The sequence below is a fragment of the Gottfriedia acidiceleris genome, from assembly GCF_004138285.1.
Taxonomy (GTDB): Bacteria; Bacillota; Bacilli; order Bacillales; family Bacillaceae_G; genus Gottfriedia; species Gottfriedia acidiceleris_A.
The window spans coordinates 395,658-413,848 of the sequence record NZ_SCFN01000005.1; the positions used below are offsets into that span (position 1 = coordinate 395,658).

Below are 18,191 nucleotides of genomic sequence, written 5' to 3' on the forward strand. Positions count from 1 at the left end.
ATCGTTATTTGATGGATTGATGCCCTTTTTTGTATATCTAAAAGTTCAGTACGTTTTAAAGTACGCATTCAAACGAAGTAATAATCACTGTATTCTTAATTTTCCTTAGCTAATGTAAACAATCGTTTAGATCTAGTTCAGACTAAATCTCCACCATCCTTCGACTTTTCCTAACCTTTCCTCTTTTGTCTCAATTTGTCGAAAGTAGATTAAAGGAAAATGGTAGAAAATATCGAATATTATCAATTGTAAGACTAAAATATTTATTTCTTATACACGAAATATGAGACTCCACTGCTATATGCTGCAGTTGGAGACATTCTTACGTTTATTAAAACGTACCTAAATATTAAAAGGAGAGTGACTAACACATGGATTTTTTATTATCTAAAGAACAGCAAATGATTCAAGAAATGGTACGAGATTTCGCAGCGAAGGAAATAGAGCCTTTTGCAGAGGAACTTGATCGTGATAGCAAATTCCCAATTGAAACGTTCAAAAAAATGGGTGAATTAGGTTTATTAGGAATTCCGTTCCCTGAAGAATACGGCGGTAGCGGTGGCGATACAATTAGTTATGCGTTAGCTGTAGAGGAAATAGGGCGTGCATGTGGAGGAACAGGTTTAAGTTTTGCTGCAACATGTTCATTAGGTGCTTCTCCAATTTACTATTTTGGTACTGAGGAACAAAAGCAAAAATACTTAGTTCCAATGGCGCAAGGAAAAACGCTTGGAGCTTTCGGTTTAACTGAGCCAAATGCAGGTTCTGATGCTGGTGGAACACAAACAAAAGCAGTTTTAGACGGTGATGAGTATGTGATTACTGGTGAAAAATGCTGGATTACAAATGCTCAGTATTCTAACACAATTATCGTAACTGCTTATACTTCTATTGATGAAAAAGGAAAGAAAAATATTTGTGCGTTTATCGTACCAACTGATTCAGAAGGATTAACAATTACAGATCCGTATGACAAGATGGGTGTCCGTGCTTCTAATACGACACAAATTGTATTAGATGGAGTACGTGTTCCAAAAGAAAATATTCTTGGCAATCCTGATAAAGGTTTTGGCCAATTCTTATATACATTAGATGGTGGTAGAATTTCAATTGCAGCACTTGCTGTAGGGATTGCACAAAAGGCTTTTGATAAAGCATTAGTATATGCAAAAGAACGTAAACAATTTAAACAACCTTTATCTAGTTTCCAAGCTATTCAATTTAAATTAGCTGATATGGCTATGGGAATTGAGTTAGCAAGAAATATGGTGCATAAAGCTGCGTGGTTAAAAGACAATGGAAAACCGTTTACGAAAGAAGCGGCATTCGCTAAGTTATACGCATCTGAAATCGCTTCCAAAATTGCAAATGAATCATTACAAATTCATGGCGGATATGGCTACATGAAAGAGTATGGCATTGAACGTTTAGTACGTGATGCTAAGTTACTTGAAATTGGTGAAGGCACATCAGAAATTCAACGTATGGTAATTGCACGTCAATTAGGATGCCGATAAGGAGAGAGAATATGATCAAAATACTTATTGCAAACCGCGGGGAAATCGCATGTAGAATTATCGAAACATGTAAAAAGCTTCGTTATCAAACTGTGGCAGTTTATTCAGATGCTGATAAAGAAAGTTTGCATGTTAAGTTAAGTGATGAAGCTTTTTCTTTAAAAGGGAATCATACAAAAGATACGTATTTAAACGCAGATTTAATTATAAAAATTGCAAAAGAAAATAATGTAACAGCAATTCATCCAGGGTATGGCTTCTTATCAGAAAATAGTGATTTTGCTAGAAAATGTAAAGAAGCGGGCATTTTATTTGTTGGTCCTAAGCCAGAGCATTTAGAGATGATGGGCGAAAAAATTAGAGCTAGACAAATAATGGAGCAATTAAACATTCCATTAATTAAAGGAAATTCTCACCCAATTCAATCAGTTGAAGAAGCGAGAGAAATAGCAGAACAAATTGGCTATCCTGTTATGTTAAAAGCTTCTAGTGGTGGCGGCGGAATTGGTATGAAGTTAATCGAAAACGAAGCACAGCTAGAAAAAGAATTTTTAACAACACAAACGAGAGCTCTTCAATTTTTTGCGAATGATGATGTATTCATCGAAAAAGCAATTATTAAACCGAGACATATTGAAGCACAAATTGCTGCTGATTCTCATGGCAACGCTGTTTTCTTATTTGAAAGAGATTGTTCAATACAAAGAAGAAACCAAAAAGTTGTTGAGGAAGCACCATCACCATTCCTTTCTCCACAAGGTAGAAAGAAACTTGAAGAATATGCCCTTACGATTGCTAATCAAATGAAATATGTAAACGTGGGAACAATTGAATTTTTAGTTGATGAAAAAGAAAATATTTATTTCTTAGAAATGAATACTAGATTACAAGTTGAGCACGGTGTAACGGAAGGAATTACAGGAATAGATCTAGTTGAATGGCAGTTCCGTATCACATTTGGTGAAACACTTCCAATTCGTCCAACTCATGTAGAAATGAATGGTCACTCTATCGAAGTAAGGGTATATGCGGAGGATCCTAAAACTTTCTTCCCATCGCCAGGAACAGTTCAACACTGTAACTTCCCAGAGGAGATGGGTGTACGTATTGATACGCATCTTTATGATGGATGGGTTGTATCACCGTTTTATGATCCACTATTAGCGAAAGTGATTGTTACGGCTAATACAAGAAAAGAGGCAGTAATTCAACTGCACAATTATCTTAAAAAGGTAGAAATTGAAGGTATTAAAACAAATGTGCCGTTTTTGATTGATATTCTATCAACGAATGCATTCCAAGAAGGCGATTACACAACGAGCTTTATTAGTGAATATCAAAAAGTGAAATGAGGTAATTAGATATGGAAAACTTAACTGCAATGATGGCTGGAAGCGTATGGAAATGTCTTGTATCTGTAGGGGACGAAATTAGTAGTGATCAAGATTATGTAATCTTAGAATCTATGAAAATGGAAATTCCGCATGCTGCTCCTTATAAATGTAAAGTCGTAAATGTGTTTGTTAACGAAGGCGATTTTGTAAACGAGGGCGACTCTTTAATTCAAGTTGAAAAACTAGGTTAGGAGTTATTAGTGATGAAGCTACCTCAATCGGCTTTTATAAGAGAAGTAGGTCCACGTGATGGTTTGCAAAATGAAAAACAGTTTGTTTCCACTGAAAAGAAGCTTGAGTGGATTAATTTATTAGTAGAGAGTGGTTTGTCTTATATTGAAGTTTCTTCGTTTGTGAGACCAGACTGGATTCCTCAATTAAGTGACTCAGTAGATCTATTTACGAAGCTTAAGAAAAAAGATGGGGTTACTTATGCAGCTCTTGTTCCTAATAAAAGAGGGTTAATGAGTGCATTTGAAGTAGATGCAGATGAAATTAATTTCTTTGTATCTGCTAGCGAAACACATAATTTAAAGAACAAGAACGCGAGTATCGAGCATTCAATGAACGATATTCGCTCAATGATTACTGAATGTAAAAATAATAAAAAGACTACTAGAGCATATATTTCAACTGTATTTGGTTGCCCATATGAGGGTGCTGTAGACCAAATGAAGGTGATCAAACTCGCGAACCAATTACTTGAATGTGGAGTAGATGAAATTTCCTTAGGCGACACAATTGGAATTGCTAATCCTCTTCAAGTAAATCAATTTTTAGAAAACCTAGTTAAAGAAGTACCAGTTAATCGAATTGCTATGCATTTCCATGATACATATGGTCGTGCTATTGCAAACCTATATACTTCTTTACTATTTGGAATTGAAAAATTTGATTCATCAAATGGTGGACTAGGTGGTTGTCCATATGCACCAGGAGCTAGTGGAAATGTAGCTACTGAAGATGTTGTTTCATTACTACACAGTTTAGGTATTTCAACTAATGTGGATGAAAAGAGACTTCATCAAGCTACTTCATATATCTCTGAACAAATGAACTTAACACCAGTTAGTAAGCTATTTTCCGTATGGAATGGTTCAAAGGAGAGTATTTAAATGGAATCAAGTTTATTAGTAAGTGATATCGGTCATATTAGAATTCTTACTTTAAATCGTACAAATGCAGCTAATTCATTATCACTTGAGTTATTAAATGCACTTCATGGCCAAATGGATGAGTTAAAGAAATCATCTGTACGTGCTGTCATATTTACTGGTAGTGGATCATCGTATTTCTGTAGTGGTGCTGATTTAAAAGAAAGAAGAGGCATGACTGAGAGTGAGGCTCGAGAAACTGTTGAAAAAATCGGGACACTTTTTGAAAAAGTAGAAAGATTACCTATGCCAACAATAGCAGCAATCAATGGAGTTGCTCTAGGTGGAGGACTGGAACTTGCTTTAGCATGTGATTTAAGAATTGCTCATAAAGAAGCAATCGTCGGTTTACCAGAGACATCTTTAGCGATTATTCCAGGTGCTGGTGGTACACAAAGACTTCCACGTTTAATTGGACTTGGAAGAGCGAAGGAACTAATCTTTACTGGCAAACGTTTAAATGCACTTGAGGCTGAAGGCTACGGCATTCTAGAACATGTTGTTGAAATAGATGAGTTACAAAATAAGGCGCTTGAAATGTGCGAAACAATCGCAAGTAAAGGTCCTCTTGCAATCCGTGCAGCAAAAAAGGCGATTCAACGCGGTTTCGATCTTCCTTTAGATTTAGGGCTAAGATTAGAAACTTATGAATATGAAACTTTACTGCATACAAACGACCGTATGGAAGGTTTAGTAGCATTTCAAGAAAAGCGTAAGCCGCAATATAAAGGAGAGTAATTGCATGTCAAACGAAGCAACATATCAAGCTCGAAAAGAACAAATACTTTCTGGTGGGAAAGAAAAATATCATGAGAGCAATGCCAAAATTGGTAAGCTCTTTGCAAGAGAAAGAATTAATCAACTTTTAGATAAAGACAGTTTTGTGGAAGATGGTTTCTTTGCAAACTGTATGAATGACGAATTTCCAGCAGATGGCATTGTAACGGGAATCGGTAAAATTAATGGCCGTACTGTATGTGTAATGGCAAATGATTCAACTGTAAAAGCAGGTTCATGGGGCGAAAAAACAGTAGAAAAGATCATCCGCATTCAAGAAACATGTTTAAAAATGCTTGTACCTTTAATTTATTTAGTGGATTCTGCAGGAGCACGTATTACGGATCAAGTATTTATGTTCCCTGGTAGACGTGGTGCTGGACGTATATTCCACAACCAAATTAAGCTATCAGGTCAAGTACCTCAAATCTGCTTATTATTTGGACCTTCTGCTGCAGGTGGAGCTTATATTCCTGCATTCTGTGATTCTGTATTTATGGTTGAAGGTAATTCTTCAATGTACTTAGGATCACCACGTATGGCTGAAATGGTAATTGGTGAAAAAGTTACACTCGAAGAAATGGGTGGAGCTAGAATGCACTGTTCAGTTTCAGGTTGCGGAGATGTATTGTGTGAGTCAGAAGAAGAAGCGATTGCTAAGTTAAAAGATTATTTATCTTACTTACCAACAAACTTCAAACAAGGGGCTCCTGTTGTTGAGGCTAAAAATCCTGTTCAAAAGGAAAAGTCTTTAGCAGAAATTATACCAAGCAATCAAAACGTACCATTTTCTATTTATGAATTTATCGACCGAGTAGTTGATGAAGATTCATTCTTTGAAATTAAAAAACTATTTGCACCTGAACTAGTGACTGGTTTTGCTAGATTAGATGGACGTAGCGTAGGTATTATCGCTAACCAACCGAGAGTTAAAGGTGGCGTATTATTCCATGATTCAGCAGATAAGGCAGCAAAATTTATTAATTTATGTGATGCTTACCATATTCCTTTATTATTCTTAATGGATGTACCTGGTTTCATGATTGGTACAAAAGTAGAGCGTGCAGGAATTATCCGCCATGGTGCAAAAATGCTATATAGCATGAGTAATGCATCTGTTCCAAAAATCTCAGTTATCGTTCGTAAGGCTTACGGTGCTGGACTTTACGCAATGGCAGGCCCTGCATTTGAAACAGACTGTGTAATTGCATTCCCGTCTGCTCAAATCGCTGTAATGGGTCCTGAAGCAGCAGTAAACGCAGTGTATGCAAATAAAATTGCAAGCTTACCAAAAGAAGAACAAGCTGCCTTTATTCAAGAAAAACGTAAAGAGTATGCTGAAGATATCGATATTTATCGCTTAGCATCTGAGCTAGTAGTAGATGTAGTCATTCAACCAGAAGAGCTACGTACAGAGCTAATTAAACGTTTTGCATATTACTCAGAATCATATGAAACTCCTGCTACGAAAAAGCATGGTGTTTATCCTGTTTAAAAAATGATAAAACAGCCCTATTGATGGGGCTGTTTTTTTGTTTGGTTTCGTATGTGGAGTTAATATTCATTATTTTATGGAAAAATTAATTGCATACTATGTAGTTTGCGAAAGTGACAAAAACGTCACTTTAGTTCATGTTAAATCGATGGTTTCCAATATGTAGTCGGTTTATAGTTAACATGAACAGGAGGTATTAAGGATGAAAACGGTAATTCAAGCTAAAAACTTATCAAAAAACTATGGAAAAACAACTGTATTAAAAAATATTGATTTAACAATACAGTTAGGTGAATTTACAGCAATAATGGGTCCTTCAGGTTCTGGAAAATCGACTTTGATGAATGTTTTATCAACAATCGACCAATTTTCAGGTGGAGATGTGTGGTTAAATGAACAATCTTTATTGGATTTAAATAAAAAGGCATTACGTAAATTTAGACAAGAACATATGGGCTTTATCTTTCAGGATTATAACTTATTAGATACTTTGAACGTAAAAGAAAACATTCTTTTACCTCTTTCATTACAAAAATTCCATATAGAAGAGATGGAAAATCGTCTTGGTCCAATTGTGAGTGCACTGAATATAGAAGACATACTTCAAAAGTATCCATACGAAATCTCCGGTGGTCAAAAACAGCGAGCAGCTTCTGCAAGAGCTATTATTACGAAACCTGCGATTGTGTTTGCTGATGAACCTACAGGGGCTCTCGATTCACGATCTGCAACTCAATTATTAGAACAACTTGTTAATTTAAATGATGTATTTCAGACGACTATTCTAATGGTTACGCATGATCCATATGCTGCTAGCTATTGTAAGAGAGTCATTTTTCTTCGTGACGGTAATATTGTAAATGAGCTTTACCGAGGTGGTCTAGAGCAAAAAACATTCTATGATCGCATTTTAGATACTCAAAGTATTATGGGAGGAAACTAAAATGAACCTCCTTGAATTAACAATTCGGAATATAAAACGGAATTTCCGTCTGTACACAATTTACTTAGTCTCAATGATTATTGGTGTTATTATACAATTTACATTTTCAGCTCTAATGTATAATGACGATATTATTCATGCGCTTAAAAATAAAGAGAATTTCCAAACTGGAGTTGGGATTGCAACAGTAGTTATTTTCTTATTTATTATATTTTTTATTTTATATTCGAATTCTTTTTTTATGAAACAGCGAAAGAAAGAATTCGGCATGTATCTTTTATATGGTATGAGTGAAGCTCAAATTACCTTTATGATTTTTTATGAAAATCTATTTATAGGCGGAATATCTCTATTAAGTGGGATGTTAATTGGTGGATTATTATCTAAGTTTTTCGGTATGTTATTAATGAATTTAATGGAATACAATGAAGTGATTTCATTAAACTTTCCAATTGAAGCAATTGGCTCAACGGTTGGCTTGTTTATATTATTGGCTGTAATTATTAGTGTTCAAAGCTTTTTTATGATTCGTAGAGTTCAAATAGTTGAACTATTCCATGCCCAATCAAAAAAGGAAAAAACATTTAAGTCTTCCTCGTTTTTAGCGATTCTATCAATTTTTTTATTAGGAATAGCAGTCTATCTCGTTACTAGAGGAAAAGACTCAGCCTATTGGCAAGAGCATGTAAATGCTTGTTTAATCATTGTAACAATCGGTTTAATTGGTGGTACGTATTTGTTTTTCCGTCAATTTACTGGCTGGTTATTACAAGTATTTTCGAATAGAAAAACATTTTATGAAGGTAACACGGTCCTTTGGGTTTCCTCATTAAGATTTCAAATTAGAAGCAATACATTAAATTTAACTTTTATTACTTTATTTAGTGCAGTACTGATTCTATTAATCGGATTCGTGACAATTAATTATAAAGTACAATTTGAAGCCGTTGGAATGAACTTACCAAATGATATAGCTTTTCAAACGAACGATAAAAACACTAGCAAACAAATTAACCAAATGATAAAAAAATCGGGTCATTCTATTAAAAAATATAACAAGATAGAAGGATTAGTTTCAAAGTCAAAGACAAATAGAGCTATAGCATTTGAGAATCCTGAATATTTTACAAAGGAAATTCTGTTATTTTCAGAAAAAGATTATAACAAGATTGTTTCGAATCGAGGGAAGAATGAAAAAGTTGACTTGAATGGAATGGAGGCTGTTTCACTTTCTCAAGGAACAGATTTTCCAAAAGTTTATTCAGCGTCTAAACAACCACAATTTACGATAACAATTGATCGTGACTATACATTCGACCTAGTTGAGAAAAAAGATTATGCTTTACTTGGTTGGGGAACAGATCCAGTTAAATCAATGGTCATTAAACCTGCAGTTTTAGTTGTATCGAACGAGGCTTATGAAGATTTAAAGAAACATGCGGTTAATCAAAGTTTTGAAATTTATCAAATTAAAGATGTGAAAAACGCTGTGGAGTTATCTAAAAAAGTACATTCAATTGTAACAAAAACACCAAACACATATTACTCTTCCTTTGCAGATGTCTATTCAAAGCAAATTGAAGGTTCATCTTTAATGCTGTTTTCAGCTTGCTTCTTAGCCATTATCGCATTATTTGCTTTAGCGAGTGTTATTTATTTTAAGCAATTACGCGAAGCAACAGAGGAGCAAAGGCTTTATGCAGTATTGCGTAAAATAGGTACGACAAATAAGATCATGAAGAGTGTAATACGCAAACAATTATTATTTGTTTTTATGCCACCTTTGCTGTTAGGAATAATGCATAGTTGGTTAATTTTAAAATATTATATGCTGGATTCAGTGAAGAATTTTCCAGAGCTATCTAACGTTATAATAGGGGTACTAATTTCATATACATTGATCTATTTTTTATTTTATTTATCTTCAACGAGTATTTATTATAAAATTGTTAATCAAAAGAGATAAGAAAACGCAATGACCTAATTCATTGCGTTTTTGTTTGTGCCAAGGAATTTTTCTTAGTAGCCCAAAAAGGATCAATATTTTTTGGAAAGTGAATGACAAATTGGGTATATGCATTTTCCTCTGAAGTGCAAGTTATAAAATGTCCTAGTTTATTTGAAAGTTCTTGGGCTAAATATAGCCCCATACCAGTAGATTTAGTATAAATACGCCCATTAGTGCCAGTAAAACCACGATTGAAAATCCGCGGTAAGTCCTCTTGTTTAATTCCGATTCCATTATCTTTAATGATTAAAAGCTTTTCCTTTGGTGTTTCTTGAATAAAGATTGAAATTTCTCCGTTTTCATTCGTATACTTTAAACTATTCGTAATTAACTGGTTTAAAATGAACTGCAGCCATTTTGAATCACTTTGAATAATTGTAGATTCTAAGGACAAGTCTAAACGGATTTTTTTAGCGAAAAAGACTTTAGAATGTGTTTTCACTGTATCTTTAACTAATCGCTCTAAGTTGCAATTTTTAATCTCATAGTCTTGATTAAAATTATCTAGTTTAGCATAGTAAAGAGCTTGGTCTACGTATTGCTCGATTTTTGTTATTTCTTCTATTAAGCTTTTTTGATCGAATTCTGTTTGCTGCATCAATCGTAATACAGAAATAGGCGTTTTTATTTCATGAAACCATGAGACGATGTAGTCGTAATATTCTTTTTGCTTATCTTGAATATCATTTATGGTTCGAATATGGCTACGCTTTAATTCCTCAATATATTTTTCATAGTAAACACCTTCAAACGATAAGTTTTCATGTTCTTCTTCATCTAAATGCCGTATTGCCTGGCTGTTTTTCTGAAAACGATAAAGAAGAAAGCACATAAAGATTAATAAATTCAATGCGAAGGCATAGAAGAATGTCTCCCATACAAATGAGATAGAAGGGTCGGTCGTCATTAAAGATACTAGGATGATATTGCTAAGTATAAATATGAAAAAATACGATTTTTCATATTTAAGGAACAGGATTAATTTGCTCATATTAAATATCCTAAGCCTTTACGTGTATGAATGAAATCATCTAAACCAAGCAATGCAATTTTACGTCTTAACCGATTTACATTTACTGTCAATGTATTATCGTCTACAAACTGATCATCATTCCAAAGCGCTTGCATTAAATCATCACGTGACACGATCTTTCCAATGTTTCGCATCAAAATTTGAAGAATAATAAATTCATTTCTTGATAGCTCTACTGATTGATTCCTATATACAACTGTCGAGTTATTTAAATTAAAATGTAGCTCACGATGAGTTAAATTCGTGCTACTTTCATCTTGGTATGTATAGTTTCTTCGTATAAGAGCGCTCACTTTAGCAACAAGAATGCCTAAATCGAATGGCTTTTGTACAAAATCATCTCCACCCATATTGATTGCCATTATAACGTCCATATTTTGATTTCTAGATGATAGAAAAATAATTGGAACCTTTGAAATAGCTCTAATCTGCTGGCACCAATAAAACCCATCTAAAGTTGGTAGGTTAATATCTAATAAAACAAGATGAGGTTGAGTATTTTCAAATTCTAATAGTACTTGATCAAACTTTGTTATTTCAATTACCTCATACTGCCATTTCCGTAATGTTTCCGAGACGATTTTACGAATTTTTTCATCATCTTCTACAATCATGATTTTAAACAATAAAAAACCTCCTTATATGAAAGATGTATGTACAATAGGGAACTATCTGTAAGCCTAAGTGCAATTAAATTGTTCGAATTTATGAAAAGACTATCATATTAGGAGCGAGTGGACAATATGAACAATGCAAAGCTATATCTTAGTAGGAAATCTCATGAATTAAACAAACGTTTGATTAAACATATTCTCCTAAAATTTTAGATTTAGAGGTAATTTATGTTTTATTAAGAAATTATAATAGTAATGGAAGTAGTTTTATAAACTGCTACTAAGGGGGAGTTACATGAGTAAATTAGATCAGAAGCTAAAAGAATGGCACAAGCATAACTTACTAGATAAAGAATCATTAAATCGAATAGTCGAGTATGAAAGGCATCGGGCTAAAGCTGAAAAGCAATCATTTTTAGGAGATATTGTGCCATTTTTAATCGCATTACTTGTAGCATTTTCAATTTTAGCGCTTGTGGGCAGTAACTGGAACGAATTTAGCCAAACCATGAGATTAGTCATTATTTTTGGAACACTATTAGTTTTCCATGCAGTTGCATTTATAAGCTATCAAAAGGGTAAAGGATTGTTTGGGCATTGTTTAAACTTTATTAATGTAATTGGGTACGCATGTGCATTTGTTTTAATTGTACAAATGTATCAATTTACTAGTGATAGTCCAGTATTTTTGATCACTTGGACAATGCTCGCGTTCCTTTACTATTATGTGTTAAAGCATAACATGTTTTATTATCTTTTCTTAGGAATCGGATTTTTTAGTTTGAGCTATAGTGCTGGAATAGAAACGGCACATGTTTATCTACTTCAAATTCCATTGTTACTTTGCTCAATTTATTTCTTGAAAATAATGAAGAATCGATGGGATGCTAGCTTTAATTACACATTTTTAGGCTATATCGTAATTATGTTTTTCCAGACATTCTCAGATCGCCAATATATGATGCCTATTATTCTAGTAGTGTTTATTCTTTGGTATTTGAATGAACGTGGGATTATTAATTATGTTCTTTTACCTGTATTTACTATATTTATATGGTTATTCACATTTTTCACTTCATTATTTGGAGGATCTTATGATGTAATTCACGAGTTACAAAAGGAATTTTCAAATGGATTTTTAAAGACGATTGCAGTGCCACTGTTTGATACGATTATTCTATTAATCCTTTTACTAGCAATCTATACTGTGTATAAGAAGTGGAAGGACAATGTATCATTTAATAATTATCTTTGGATCTTCTTATTTATATTCTTACTACCAATATTAGGGGTAAAAGATCAATTAGCCAATATGATCGTAGGCGTATTAATATTATTTGCTTACTCATGTATACGTTTATTTAAAGGCGTATCAGGCCAGGAAAAAGGAAGCATTATTATTGGTTTTATAACATTTGCCTCACTCGTTATTGGAATTTATACAGGATTTGCCTTTTCATTTATAAGTAAATCAATTGTGTTTATTATCCTTGCAGTAGTTTTATATTTTGTCTATACCCAATCGAAAAAAGCAAGAGGTGATGAACATGCAAAATAAGAAGAAATTACTTTTGCTTTCAATCATTCAATTTATTTTATTACTAGCTTTACTTGGAAACATTATGTACTTTAAGCAATCGGCCGATACGTTTAAAATAAAATCCCAAAGTCTGGATCCAATAGAACCTTTATTAGGGCATTATGCAGCCCTATCGTATGATTTTGACTCAATAACTATGAAGAATTGGAAAGGTAAAGGTACGCCAAAAAAAGGCAATAAAGTTTATATTGTCTTTCAAAAGGGACAAAACGATATTTATCAATTAGATTATGTAACGGATCATCGTCCAAAGCATTCAAAATACATTAAAGCAACTATTCAATACACATATATTGAAGAAGAAAAAGAAATTGTAATTAACCATAATCTAAGTCGTTTTTACATTCCTGAAAGCCAAATGGACAGATACAATCAAGGCGGATCTAAGTATATTGTTACAGTCCAACAAAAAGGAGATCGATCAGTCGTTAAAGCTGTTGATGTTCAATGAAATAAACTTTCAGACTGTTGACAAACGCTCGCTTTCTTCGTTGCTTCGCCTGTCTGCGGTGCTCAATACCGTCTAGGGTAACTCCGCGCCTCACCAGGCTTCGCGCCTCGAAAGACAAGCGCTTGCAATCAGTCTGAAAATCAAGTTTTTTGTACTTTGTCCACACACTGAAAGAGCTCACATCATAAAGAATGAGCTCTTTTTGTATTACGCTGAAATTTCATCGCGTTTTAATAAATTAGCTTTTGCTAAACGTTTTCCAATAATAACACCTAATGCAGATGCTACATATGCTTTAACTAATCCAAGAATAATGAAAGGATAAAAACCGAAAGCCATTGCATCGTGCCAGCTTAGAGAAGCTGCAATTTTTAACCATACAGTACCAAAAATTAATGTAACAAACATTCCGATTATGTTTGCAATCATTGCATTTAAGACTGTGAACTTAGTTTTTTCAATATAGAAAGCGATGATAAAAATAGTTGGAATAAATCCAATTAAATAACCACCCGTTGAACCGACTAGTACGCCAAACCCCGCAGCACCACCTGCGAATACCGGAATTCCGATTGCGCCAAGTGCTAAATAAAGAAGTAACGAGATTGTTCCGTATTTCTTACCTAAAATCGTAGCCGCTAAGCCGATTGCTAATGTTTGTCCTGTGATTGGAACAGGAGAAAAGGGCAAAGGAATAGATACTTGAGATAGAATACCAATAATTGCTGCAAATAAAGCTGAATTAATAAGCATTTTTAATCTTTCTTGTTGCATTACAAAATCTCCCTCTCTTTATGTTAACTTATTTTATTTATCGGTTAACATATTATAAATTAATTATATTTTATATAAGAAGATTGTCAATATGTACTTATTTAAAGGTGAAATTTTTTGTAAATAGAAAATAATTTAATGAGGAAGAGGTGAAAACGTGACAAAAGCAAATGTCTTGATAAAAAATTATGATCCTAATTGGGAACTACAATTTGAAGAAGAAAAGGAGAAAATTCTATCCGCATTACCAAAAAAAATAATTCATATCGAACATATTGGAAGTACTTCAATTAAAGGTTTAGGAGCAAAACCAATAATTGATATTATGATAGGGGTAACTAAATTAGAAGATTTTGAAGAGCTAATTCAACCGTTAAGCACATTTGATTTTGAATATGTCTCAAAGCCGGAACTGACAGATAGAAGATTTTTTAGAAAAGGATTATGGGGACAAGGTACGTGTCATTTACATATTTGTAAACATAAAAGTAAAGAATGGATTGAAAAATTATTGTTTAGAGATTACTTGAGAGAGAATCCTAAAATTGCAGAAGATTATTTGAATCTAAAAAAGAGTCTCGCTAACGAATATCAATATGATCGTCAAACTTATACAAAGAAAAAAGAACCATTTATTAGAGAAGTTATTAAGTGTGCTGGGAATAAATTTTATTAATATAATATTATTTTTTACGTCCTATGTGAGCATAAGATAAATAATAAAAATTAAATATAACTTTTTAAATAGATTGAAGCTCCAGTGGAGGAATCATTAACACCAAATATTAATTGCAAAATCATTGTTTAGACGGTAAAGAGTGAGTGGGAAATGTATTGTTTTTTTATAAATTGAGATACGAATTCCTAAATTAGTTTATGGGGTTAAATGGTGTTTTTTGATCATATATTTCTAAAGGTAATAATTATAATTATATCCAAATAATAAAAACCTCTAAAAAAATATAAGTTAAAAAGTGTTGACATTTACGAAAAATAGGAATAAAGTATGTATTAATTGAATCGCGAAAAGCAATGATAGGAATTTTAGTAGTGGAGTTTTCCCTGTAACAGAGAGCTGGTGGTTGCTGCAAACCAGTACATAGAACACATGAATTACGATCCTAGAGCATCTTCCTCGAAACGAATTGTGAGGGGAAGACGGTGAAAAGCCGTTATGAAATGAAGATATTAGTATCGTTTTTAATACTAATAATTTAGGGTGGTACCGCGAATAGACTATTTCGTCCCTACTGTGCAAACAGTAGGGACTTTTTTATTTTAAGAAAATAATTTAATTAAATAATAATAAGCAATGAATGGAACTAAAGTAGTGAAGTTTTCCCTGTAGCAGAGAGCTGATGGTTGGTGCAAATCAGTACATAAAACGACATGAATTACAATCCACGAGCATCTTCTTCGAAACGAATTGTGAGGGGAAGACGGCGAAGAGCCGTTATGAAATGAAGATATTAGTAAGTTTTAGTAAAACAGCTAATAACTAGGGTGGTACCGCGAATAGACTATTTCGTCCCTACTGTGCAAACAGTAGGGATTTTTTTATGTTCAAAATCTTGGATGCATGTATAGATGTAACGGAATAAGCTACAAGTGTGAGAAAAGAATGATACCATCGAACGCCTTCCATATTTCGTGGTGTCTAGTTCCAGGCGTTAGCCCCTCGAGGTCATAAGCCAAAGTCCAATAAAGGTAAAAACCAACCTTTATCGGCCTTTGTCCTATGCTTGTCGGGGCTGAGCAAACGCCTTCCACATTTCTGGTTTGAAAGGAGTGATGTGTTTGGTTGATTACGACTATAAATACCGAATAAAAAAAGATTTTGTAGAAAGAAGGAGTAATTTGGAAAAAGTAGAAATGGTTAAATGATGGAAACTTGCTTAAAAATGCTCAAAAAAGCTTTTAGCAAGATATAGATAGAACGGGTATTTTTAAGAAAGTAGAGTAATAGATTTTTAAGTGAAATAATTTTTATAAAGGGGAATTGATGACATGAAAGAAGCAGCTTTTGAAACAAAAATAATACCACCACATTTGAAGCAATACTTATCGGAGCAAAATTATGATCTTTACACGCCAATTGATCATGCTGTATGGCGCTATGTAATGAGACAAAATCATCATGCTTTAAAAGATAGAGCACATTCTGCATTTGTCGATGGACTAAAGATGTCAGGAATTGAAACGGAAAAAATTCCAAATGTAGCTGAAATGAACGAGTGCCTTTCAAAAATTGGTTGGGGCGCAGGAATCGTTAATGGATTAATTCCAGGCGCTGCATTTTTTGAACTATTAGCAAATGGTATTTTACCAATCGCAACTGAAATTAGACAAATAACGAATATCGAATATACACCTGCTCCAGATATTATTCATGAAGCTGCAGGACACGCGCCTATTCTTTTTGATCCTGTATTTAGAGAATACGTACAAAAAATTGGCTCAATTGGTGCAAAGGCATTTGCTACAAAAGAAAAACAAGAATTATTTGAAGCAGTTAGGAATTTAACGATTGTAATGGAAGATCCAAAATCGACTCCAGAAGAAAAAGCTGCTGCACAAAAATTAGTTGAAGAAAGACAAAAAGCAATAGTTGGAATTTCAGAAGCTGAAAAAATTTCACGCGTATTCTGGAGAACAGTTGAATATGGTCTAATTGGTGAAGTAGATAATCCAAAAATTTACGGCGCTGGTTTATTATCATCAGTAGGTGAAAGCACACATTGCTTTACAGATGCAGTTGAAAGACTACCATTTTCTATTGAAGCTTCAACATTACAACCGAAAAATATAACTGAAATGCAAGCACAATTATTCATATGCAAAGATTTCGATGAGTTAATGCAAGGGGCTGAAGAATTAGCAAGCACTATGGCATTCCGTGTAGGTGGCACAGAAAGCTTAGATAAAGCTCTTAAATCGAAAAGCGTTGCTACATTTGAATTAAATTCTGGATTAAGTGTAACTGGTATTGTTCATGCAATCATAAAAGACGAAAACGGTGAAGCAATTTACGTTAATACAACTGGCGAAACAGCACTTTCAATAAACAATAAGCAATTAGAAGGTCACGGAAAAGACTACCATGCTAAAGGATTTGGTACACCAATTGGACTTCTAAAAGGAAATATTGAATTAGAAGAATGTGACGATGCAGCACTTGAAAATTTAGGTATTGTTGTAGGGAACTTTGTTGATTTAGAATTCTTAAGCAATGTAAGCGCTTCCGGTAGAATTGTGAATATTATTAAAAATGAAGACAAAGTTGCATTAATCTCATTTGAAGACTGCACTGTTACTTACGAAGGAAAAGAATTATTCAAAAAAGAGTGGGGAACTTTTGATATGGCAGTTGGTTCTCGAGTTGAATCAGCATACCCTGGTGCAGCTGACCCAACCTCTTACTTTAGTGATTCAATTAAAGAAGTAGAGTTCGTAATGGAAACACCTGCCCCATTAACAGAATTAGAAAAATTATATAAAGAAGTTAGAGTAATTAGAGAAAAGAATACATTCTGTGATGATTGTATTTCTAAACTAATTGCTGTGCATAACGAGCTTAATCGTGAACACCAAAGTGATTGGTTATTACGATTAGAATTACTTGAAATTGCAACAGTTAATGCGAAATTAGGGCAAATTATTGAGCCACTAAAAGCTGAATTGGAAGCATTAAGAAAAGAGGATTCTTTAAAGAATCTTATTACAAATGGCTTAAAGCTAGTATAATATGTAAGAATATCGGGAAAAGCGTTACTTCTATAGAAGTAATGCTTTTCTTATTTATTAGTTCTGGTAATCTAAAGATATAAACTTTTCATAATGAGAGTGGTGTTATCAATGACGTTTGAAGTAAAAGGAATTGATCATATTCAATTAGTTTGTCCAAAGGGTGGAGAGGACGAAGCAAGAAAATTTTATAATGAAATTTTAGGTATGAAGGAATTGCCAAAGCCGGAAAATTTAAAAGGCAACGGTGGATGTTGGTTTATTTGTGGTAATCAAGAAATTCATATTAGTATTCAAGAAGATTTTATAGCACCTAAAAAAGCTCATCCTGGCTTAGTTGTTACAAATATTGAGGCATTAAGAGAGCAACTTCTTCAACTCAATTTTGAAATCAAAGAGGAACCACCAATAGAAGGTCGTACTCGTTTTTTTGTAAATGATCCGTTTGGGAATAGAGTCGAATTTTTAGAATTTCATTAAGAAATAATTGTTAACCACTGTAAATTGACAGTGGTTTTTATTTTTAATTATATTAAATTGTTAATTTTAAGAAAATTGTTATGATTTATTTAGTCCTATATATTTGGAGTGTTGCAAGTATTACTAGAACCATTGCAATATCCTCTGTAAGCAGGAAGTAATGCTCTTTTTATTGAAACTAATAATGAGTGAATTAATAAGTAATTT

16 protein-coding genes and 2 other annotated features are annotated in these 18,191 nt (G+C 33.4%); of the genes, 13 read left to right on the forward strand and 3 right to left on the reverse strand.

Annotation, left to right across the window (positions count from 1 at the left end; genetic code table 11):
• The first annotated feature begins 371 nt into the window (after positions 1-371).
• The 8 genes from EP747_RS10490 to EP747_RS10525 all read left to right on the forward strand — a co-directional run bounded on the left by EP747_RS10490 (position 372) and on the right by EP747_RS10525 (position 9,246).
• On the forward strand, positions 372-1,517 hold the full coding sequence (locus EP747_RS10490) for an acyl-CoA dehydrogenase family protein (RefSeq protein WP_091023384.1): 1,146 nt from the start codon (positions 372-374) through the stop codon (positions 1,515-1,517).
• Between the two features lie 11 nt (positions 1,518-1,528).
• Positions 1,529-2,869: an acetyl-CoA carboxylase biotin carboxylase subunit gene (locus EP747_RS10495; RefSeq protein WP_129689821.1), complete on the forward strand. Its 1,341-nt coding sequence runs from the start codon at positions 1,529-1,531 to the stop codon at positions 2,867-2,869.
• Between the two features lie 11 nt (positions 2,870-2,880).
• Positions 2,881-3,102 (forward strand): acetyl-CoA carboxylase biotin carboxyl carrier protein subunit, encoded by a 222-nt coding sequence (locus EP747_RS10500; protein ID WP_025568303.1) that lies wholly within the window; start codon positions 2,881-2,883, stop codon positions 3,100-3,102.
• Positions 3,103-3,114: 12 nt separating this feature from the next.
• Entirely contained in the window at positions 3,115-4,026 is a 912-nt protein-coding gene (locus EP747_RS10505; protein ID WP_129689822.1) for a hydroxymethylglutaryl-CoA lyase, read from the forward strand.
• Entirely contained in the window at positions 4,027-4,803 is a 777-nt protein-coding gene (locus EP747_RS10510) for an enoyl-CoA hydratase-related protein (protein WP_129689823.1), read from the forward strand. It begins immediately after the preceding gene.
• 4 nt (positions 4,804-4,807) lie between these two features.
• Positions 4,808-6,337 (forward strand): acyl-CoA carboxylase subunit beta, encoded by a 1,530-nt coding sequence (locus tag EP747_RS10515; protein ID WP_129689824.1) that lies wholly within the window; start codon positions 4,808-4,810, stop codon positions 6,335-6,337.
• Between the two features lie 202 nt (positions 6,338-6,539).
• Positions 6,540-7,280 carry an ABC transporter ATP-binding protein gene (locus tag EP747_RS10520; RefSeq protein ID WP_129689825.1) on the forward strand — a complete coding sequence of 247 codons (741 nt, stop codon included), beginning with the start codon at positions 6,540-6,542 and terminating at the stop codon, positions 7,278-7,280.
• A gap of 1 nt (position 7,281) precedes the next feature.
• Positions 7,282-9,246 (forward strand): FtsX-like permease family protein, encoded by a 1,965-nt coding sequence (locus tag EP747_RS10525; RefSeq protein ID WP_129689826.1) that lies wholly within the window; start codon positions 7,282-7,284, stop codon positions 9,244-9,246.
• Positions 9,247-9,265: 19 nt separating this feature from the next.
• On the opposite strand, the gene EP747_RS10530 is transcribed toward EP747_RS10525, so the two are convergent.
• Together EP747_RS10530 and EP747_RS10535 are read right to left on the reverse strand one after the other, a co-directional pair.
• A complete protein-coding gene (locus tag EP747_RS10530) occupies positions 9,266-10,279 on the reverse strand; it encodes a sensor histidine kinase (protein ID WP_129689827.1) in 1,014 nt (337 codons plus the stop codon).
• Positions 10,276-10,947 (reverse strand): response regulator transcription factor, encoded by a 672-nt coding sequence (locus EP747_RS10535; RefSeq protein ID WP_129689828.1) that lies wholly within the window; start codon positions 10,945-10,947, stop codon positions 10,276-10,278. Before EP747_RS10535 ends, EP747_RS10530 begins: the two co-directional genes overlap by 4 nt.
• 283 nt (positions 10,948-11,230) lie before the next feature.
• On the opposite strand from EP747_RS10535, the gene EP747_RS10540 reads away from it, so the two are divergent.
• Positions 11,231-12,493, forward strand: coding sequence for a DUF2157 domain-containing protein (locus EP747_RS10540; RefSeq protein WP_129689829.1), 1,263 nt, complete (start codon positions 11,231-11,233; stop codon positions 12,491-12,493).
• Complete coding sequence (locus EP747_RS10545) at positions 12,483-12,986, forward strand: GDYXXLXY domain-containing protein (protein ID WP_165346987.1); 504 nt, start codon at positions 12,483-12,485, stop codon at positions 12,984-12,986. The genes EP747_RS10540 and EP747_RS10545 overlap by 11 nt, the downstream gene beginning before the upstream one ends.
• A 207-nt stretch (positions 12,987-13,193) precedes the next feature.
• Here EP747_RS10545 and EP747_RS10550 read toward each other — a convergent pair whose 3' ends face one another.
• Positions 13,194-13,760, reverse strand: coding sequence for a biotin transporter BioY (locus tag EP747_RS10550; protein ID WP_129689831.1), 567 nt, complete (start codon positions 13,758-13,760; stop codon positions 13,194-13,196).
• Positions 13,761-13,917: 157 nt separating this feature from the next.
• Between EP747_RS10550 and EP747_RS10555 the strand changes: the two genes are divergently transcribed.
• From EP747_RS10555 to EP747_RS10565, 3 genes are all read left to right on the forward strand, one after another.
• Positions 13,918-14,436 carry a GrpB family protein gene (locus tag EP747_RS10555; protein WP_129689832.1) on the forward strand — a complete coding sequence of 173 codons (519 nt, stop codon included), beginning with the start codon at positions 13,918-13,920 and terminating at the stop codon, positions 14,434-14,436.
• Between the two features lie 347 nt (positions 14,437-14,783).
• Positions 14,784-15,012 (forward strand) — a binding site (T-box leader).
• A gap of 51 nt (positions 15,013-15,063) precedes the next feature.
• Positions 15,064-15,296: a binding site (T-box leader), on the forward strand.
• A 471-nt stretch (positions 15,297-15,767) separates the two neighbouring features.
• Positions 15,768-17,504: an aromatic amino acid hydroxylase gene (locus EP747_RS10560; RefSeq protein ID WP_129689833.1), complete on the forward strand. Its 1,737-nt coding sequence runs from the start codon at positions 15,768-15,770 to the stop codon at positions 17,502-17,504.
• A 111-nt stretch (positions 17,505-17,615) separates the two neighbouring features.
• On the forward strand, positions 17,616-17,984 hold the full coding sequence (locus tag EP747_RS10565) for a VOC family protein (protein ID WP_129689834.1): 369 nt from the start codon (positions 17,616-17,618) through the stop codon (positions 17,982-17,984).
• Positions 17,985-18,191 lie beyond the last annotated feature (207 nt).

Bases quoted from the DNA above. Each gene is read 5' to 3' on its own strand.
- EP747_RS10490 (WP_091023384.1), top strand. From the start codon at position 372: ATGGATTTTTTATTATCTAAAGAACAGCAAATGATTCAAGAAATGGTA.
- EP747_RS10495 (WP_129689821.1), top strand. From the start codon at position 1,529: ATGATCAAAATACTTATTGCAAACCGCGGGGAAATCGCATGTAGAATT.
- EP747_RS10500 (WP_025568303.1), top strand. From the start codon at position 2,881: ATGGAAAACTTAACTGCAATGATGGCTGGAAGCGTATGGAAATGTCTT.
- EP747_RS10505 (WP_129689822.1), top strand. From the start codon at position 3,115: ATGAAGCTACCTCAATCGGCTTTTATAAGAGAAGTAGGTCCACGTGAT.
- EP747_RS10510 (WP_129689823.1), top strand. From the start codon at position 4,027: ATGGAATCAAGTTTATTAGTAAGTGATATCGGTCATATTAGAATTCTT.
- EP747_RS10515 (WP_129689824.1), top strand. From the start codon at position 4,808: ATGTCAAACGAAGCAACATATCAAGCTCGAAAAGAACAAATACTTTCT.
- EP747_RS10520 (WP_129689825.1), top strand. From the start codon at position 6,540: ATGAAAACGGTAATTCAAGCTAAAAACTTATCAAAAAACTATGGAAAA.
- EP747_RS10525 (WP_129689826.1), top strand. From the start codon at position 7,282: ATGAACCTCCTTGAATTAACAATTCGGAATATAAAACGGAATTTCCGT.
- EP747_RS10530 (WP_129689827.1), bottom strand. From the start codon at position 10,279: ATGAGCAAATTAATCCTGTTCCTTAAATATGAAAAATCGTATTTTTTC.
- EP747_RS10540 (WP_129689829.1), top strand. From the start codon at position 11,231: ATGAGTAAATTAGATCAGAAGCTAAAAGAATGGCACAAGCATAACTTA.
- EP747_RS10545 (WP_165346987.1), top strand. From the start codon at position 12,483: ATGCAAAATAAGAAGAAATTACTTTTGCTTTCAATCATTCAATTTATT.
- EP747_RS10550 (WP_129689831.1), bottom strand. From the start codon at position 13,760: ATGCAACAAGAAAGATTAAAAATGCTTATTAATTCAGCTTTATTTGCA.
- EP747_RS10560 (WP_129689833.1), top strand. From the start codon at position 15,768: ATGAAAGAAGCAGCTTTTGAAACAAAAATAATACCACCACATTTGAAG.
- EP747_RS10565 (WP_129689834.1), top strand. From the start codon at position 17,616: ATGACGTTTGAAGTAAAAGGAATTGATCATATTCAATTAGTTTGTCCA.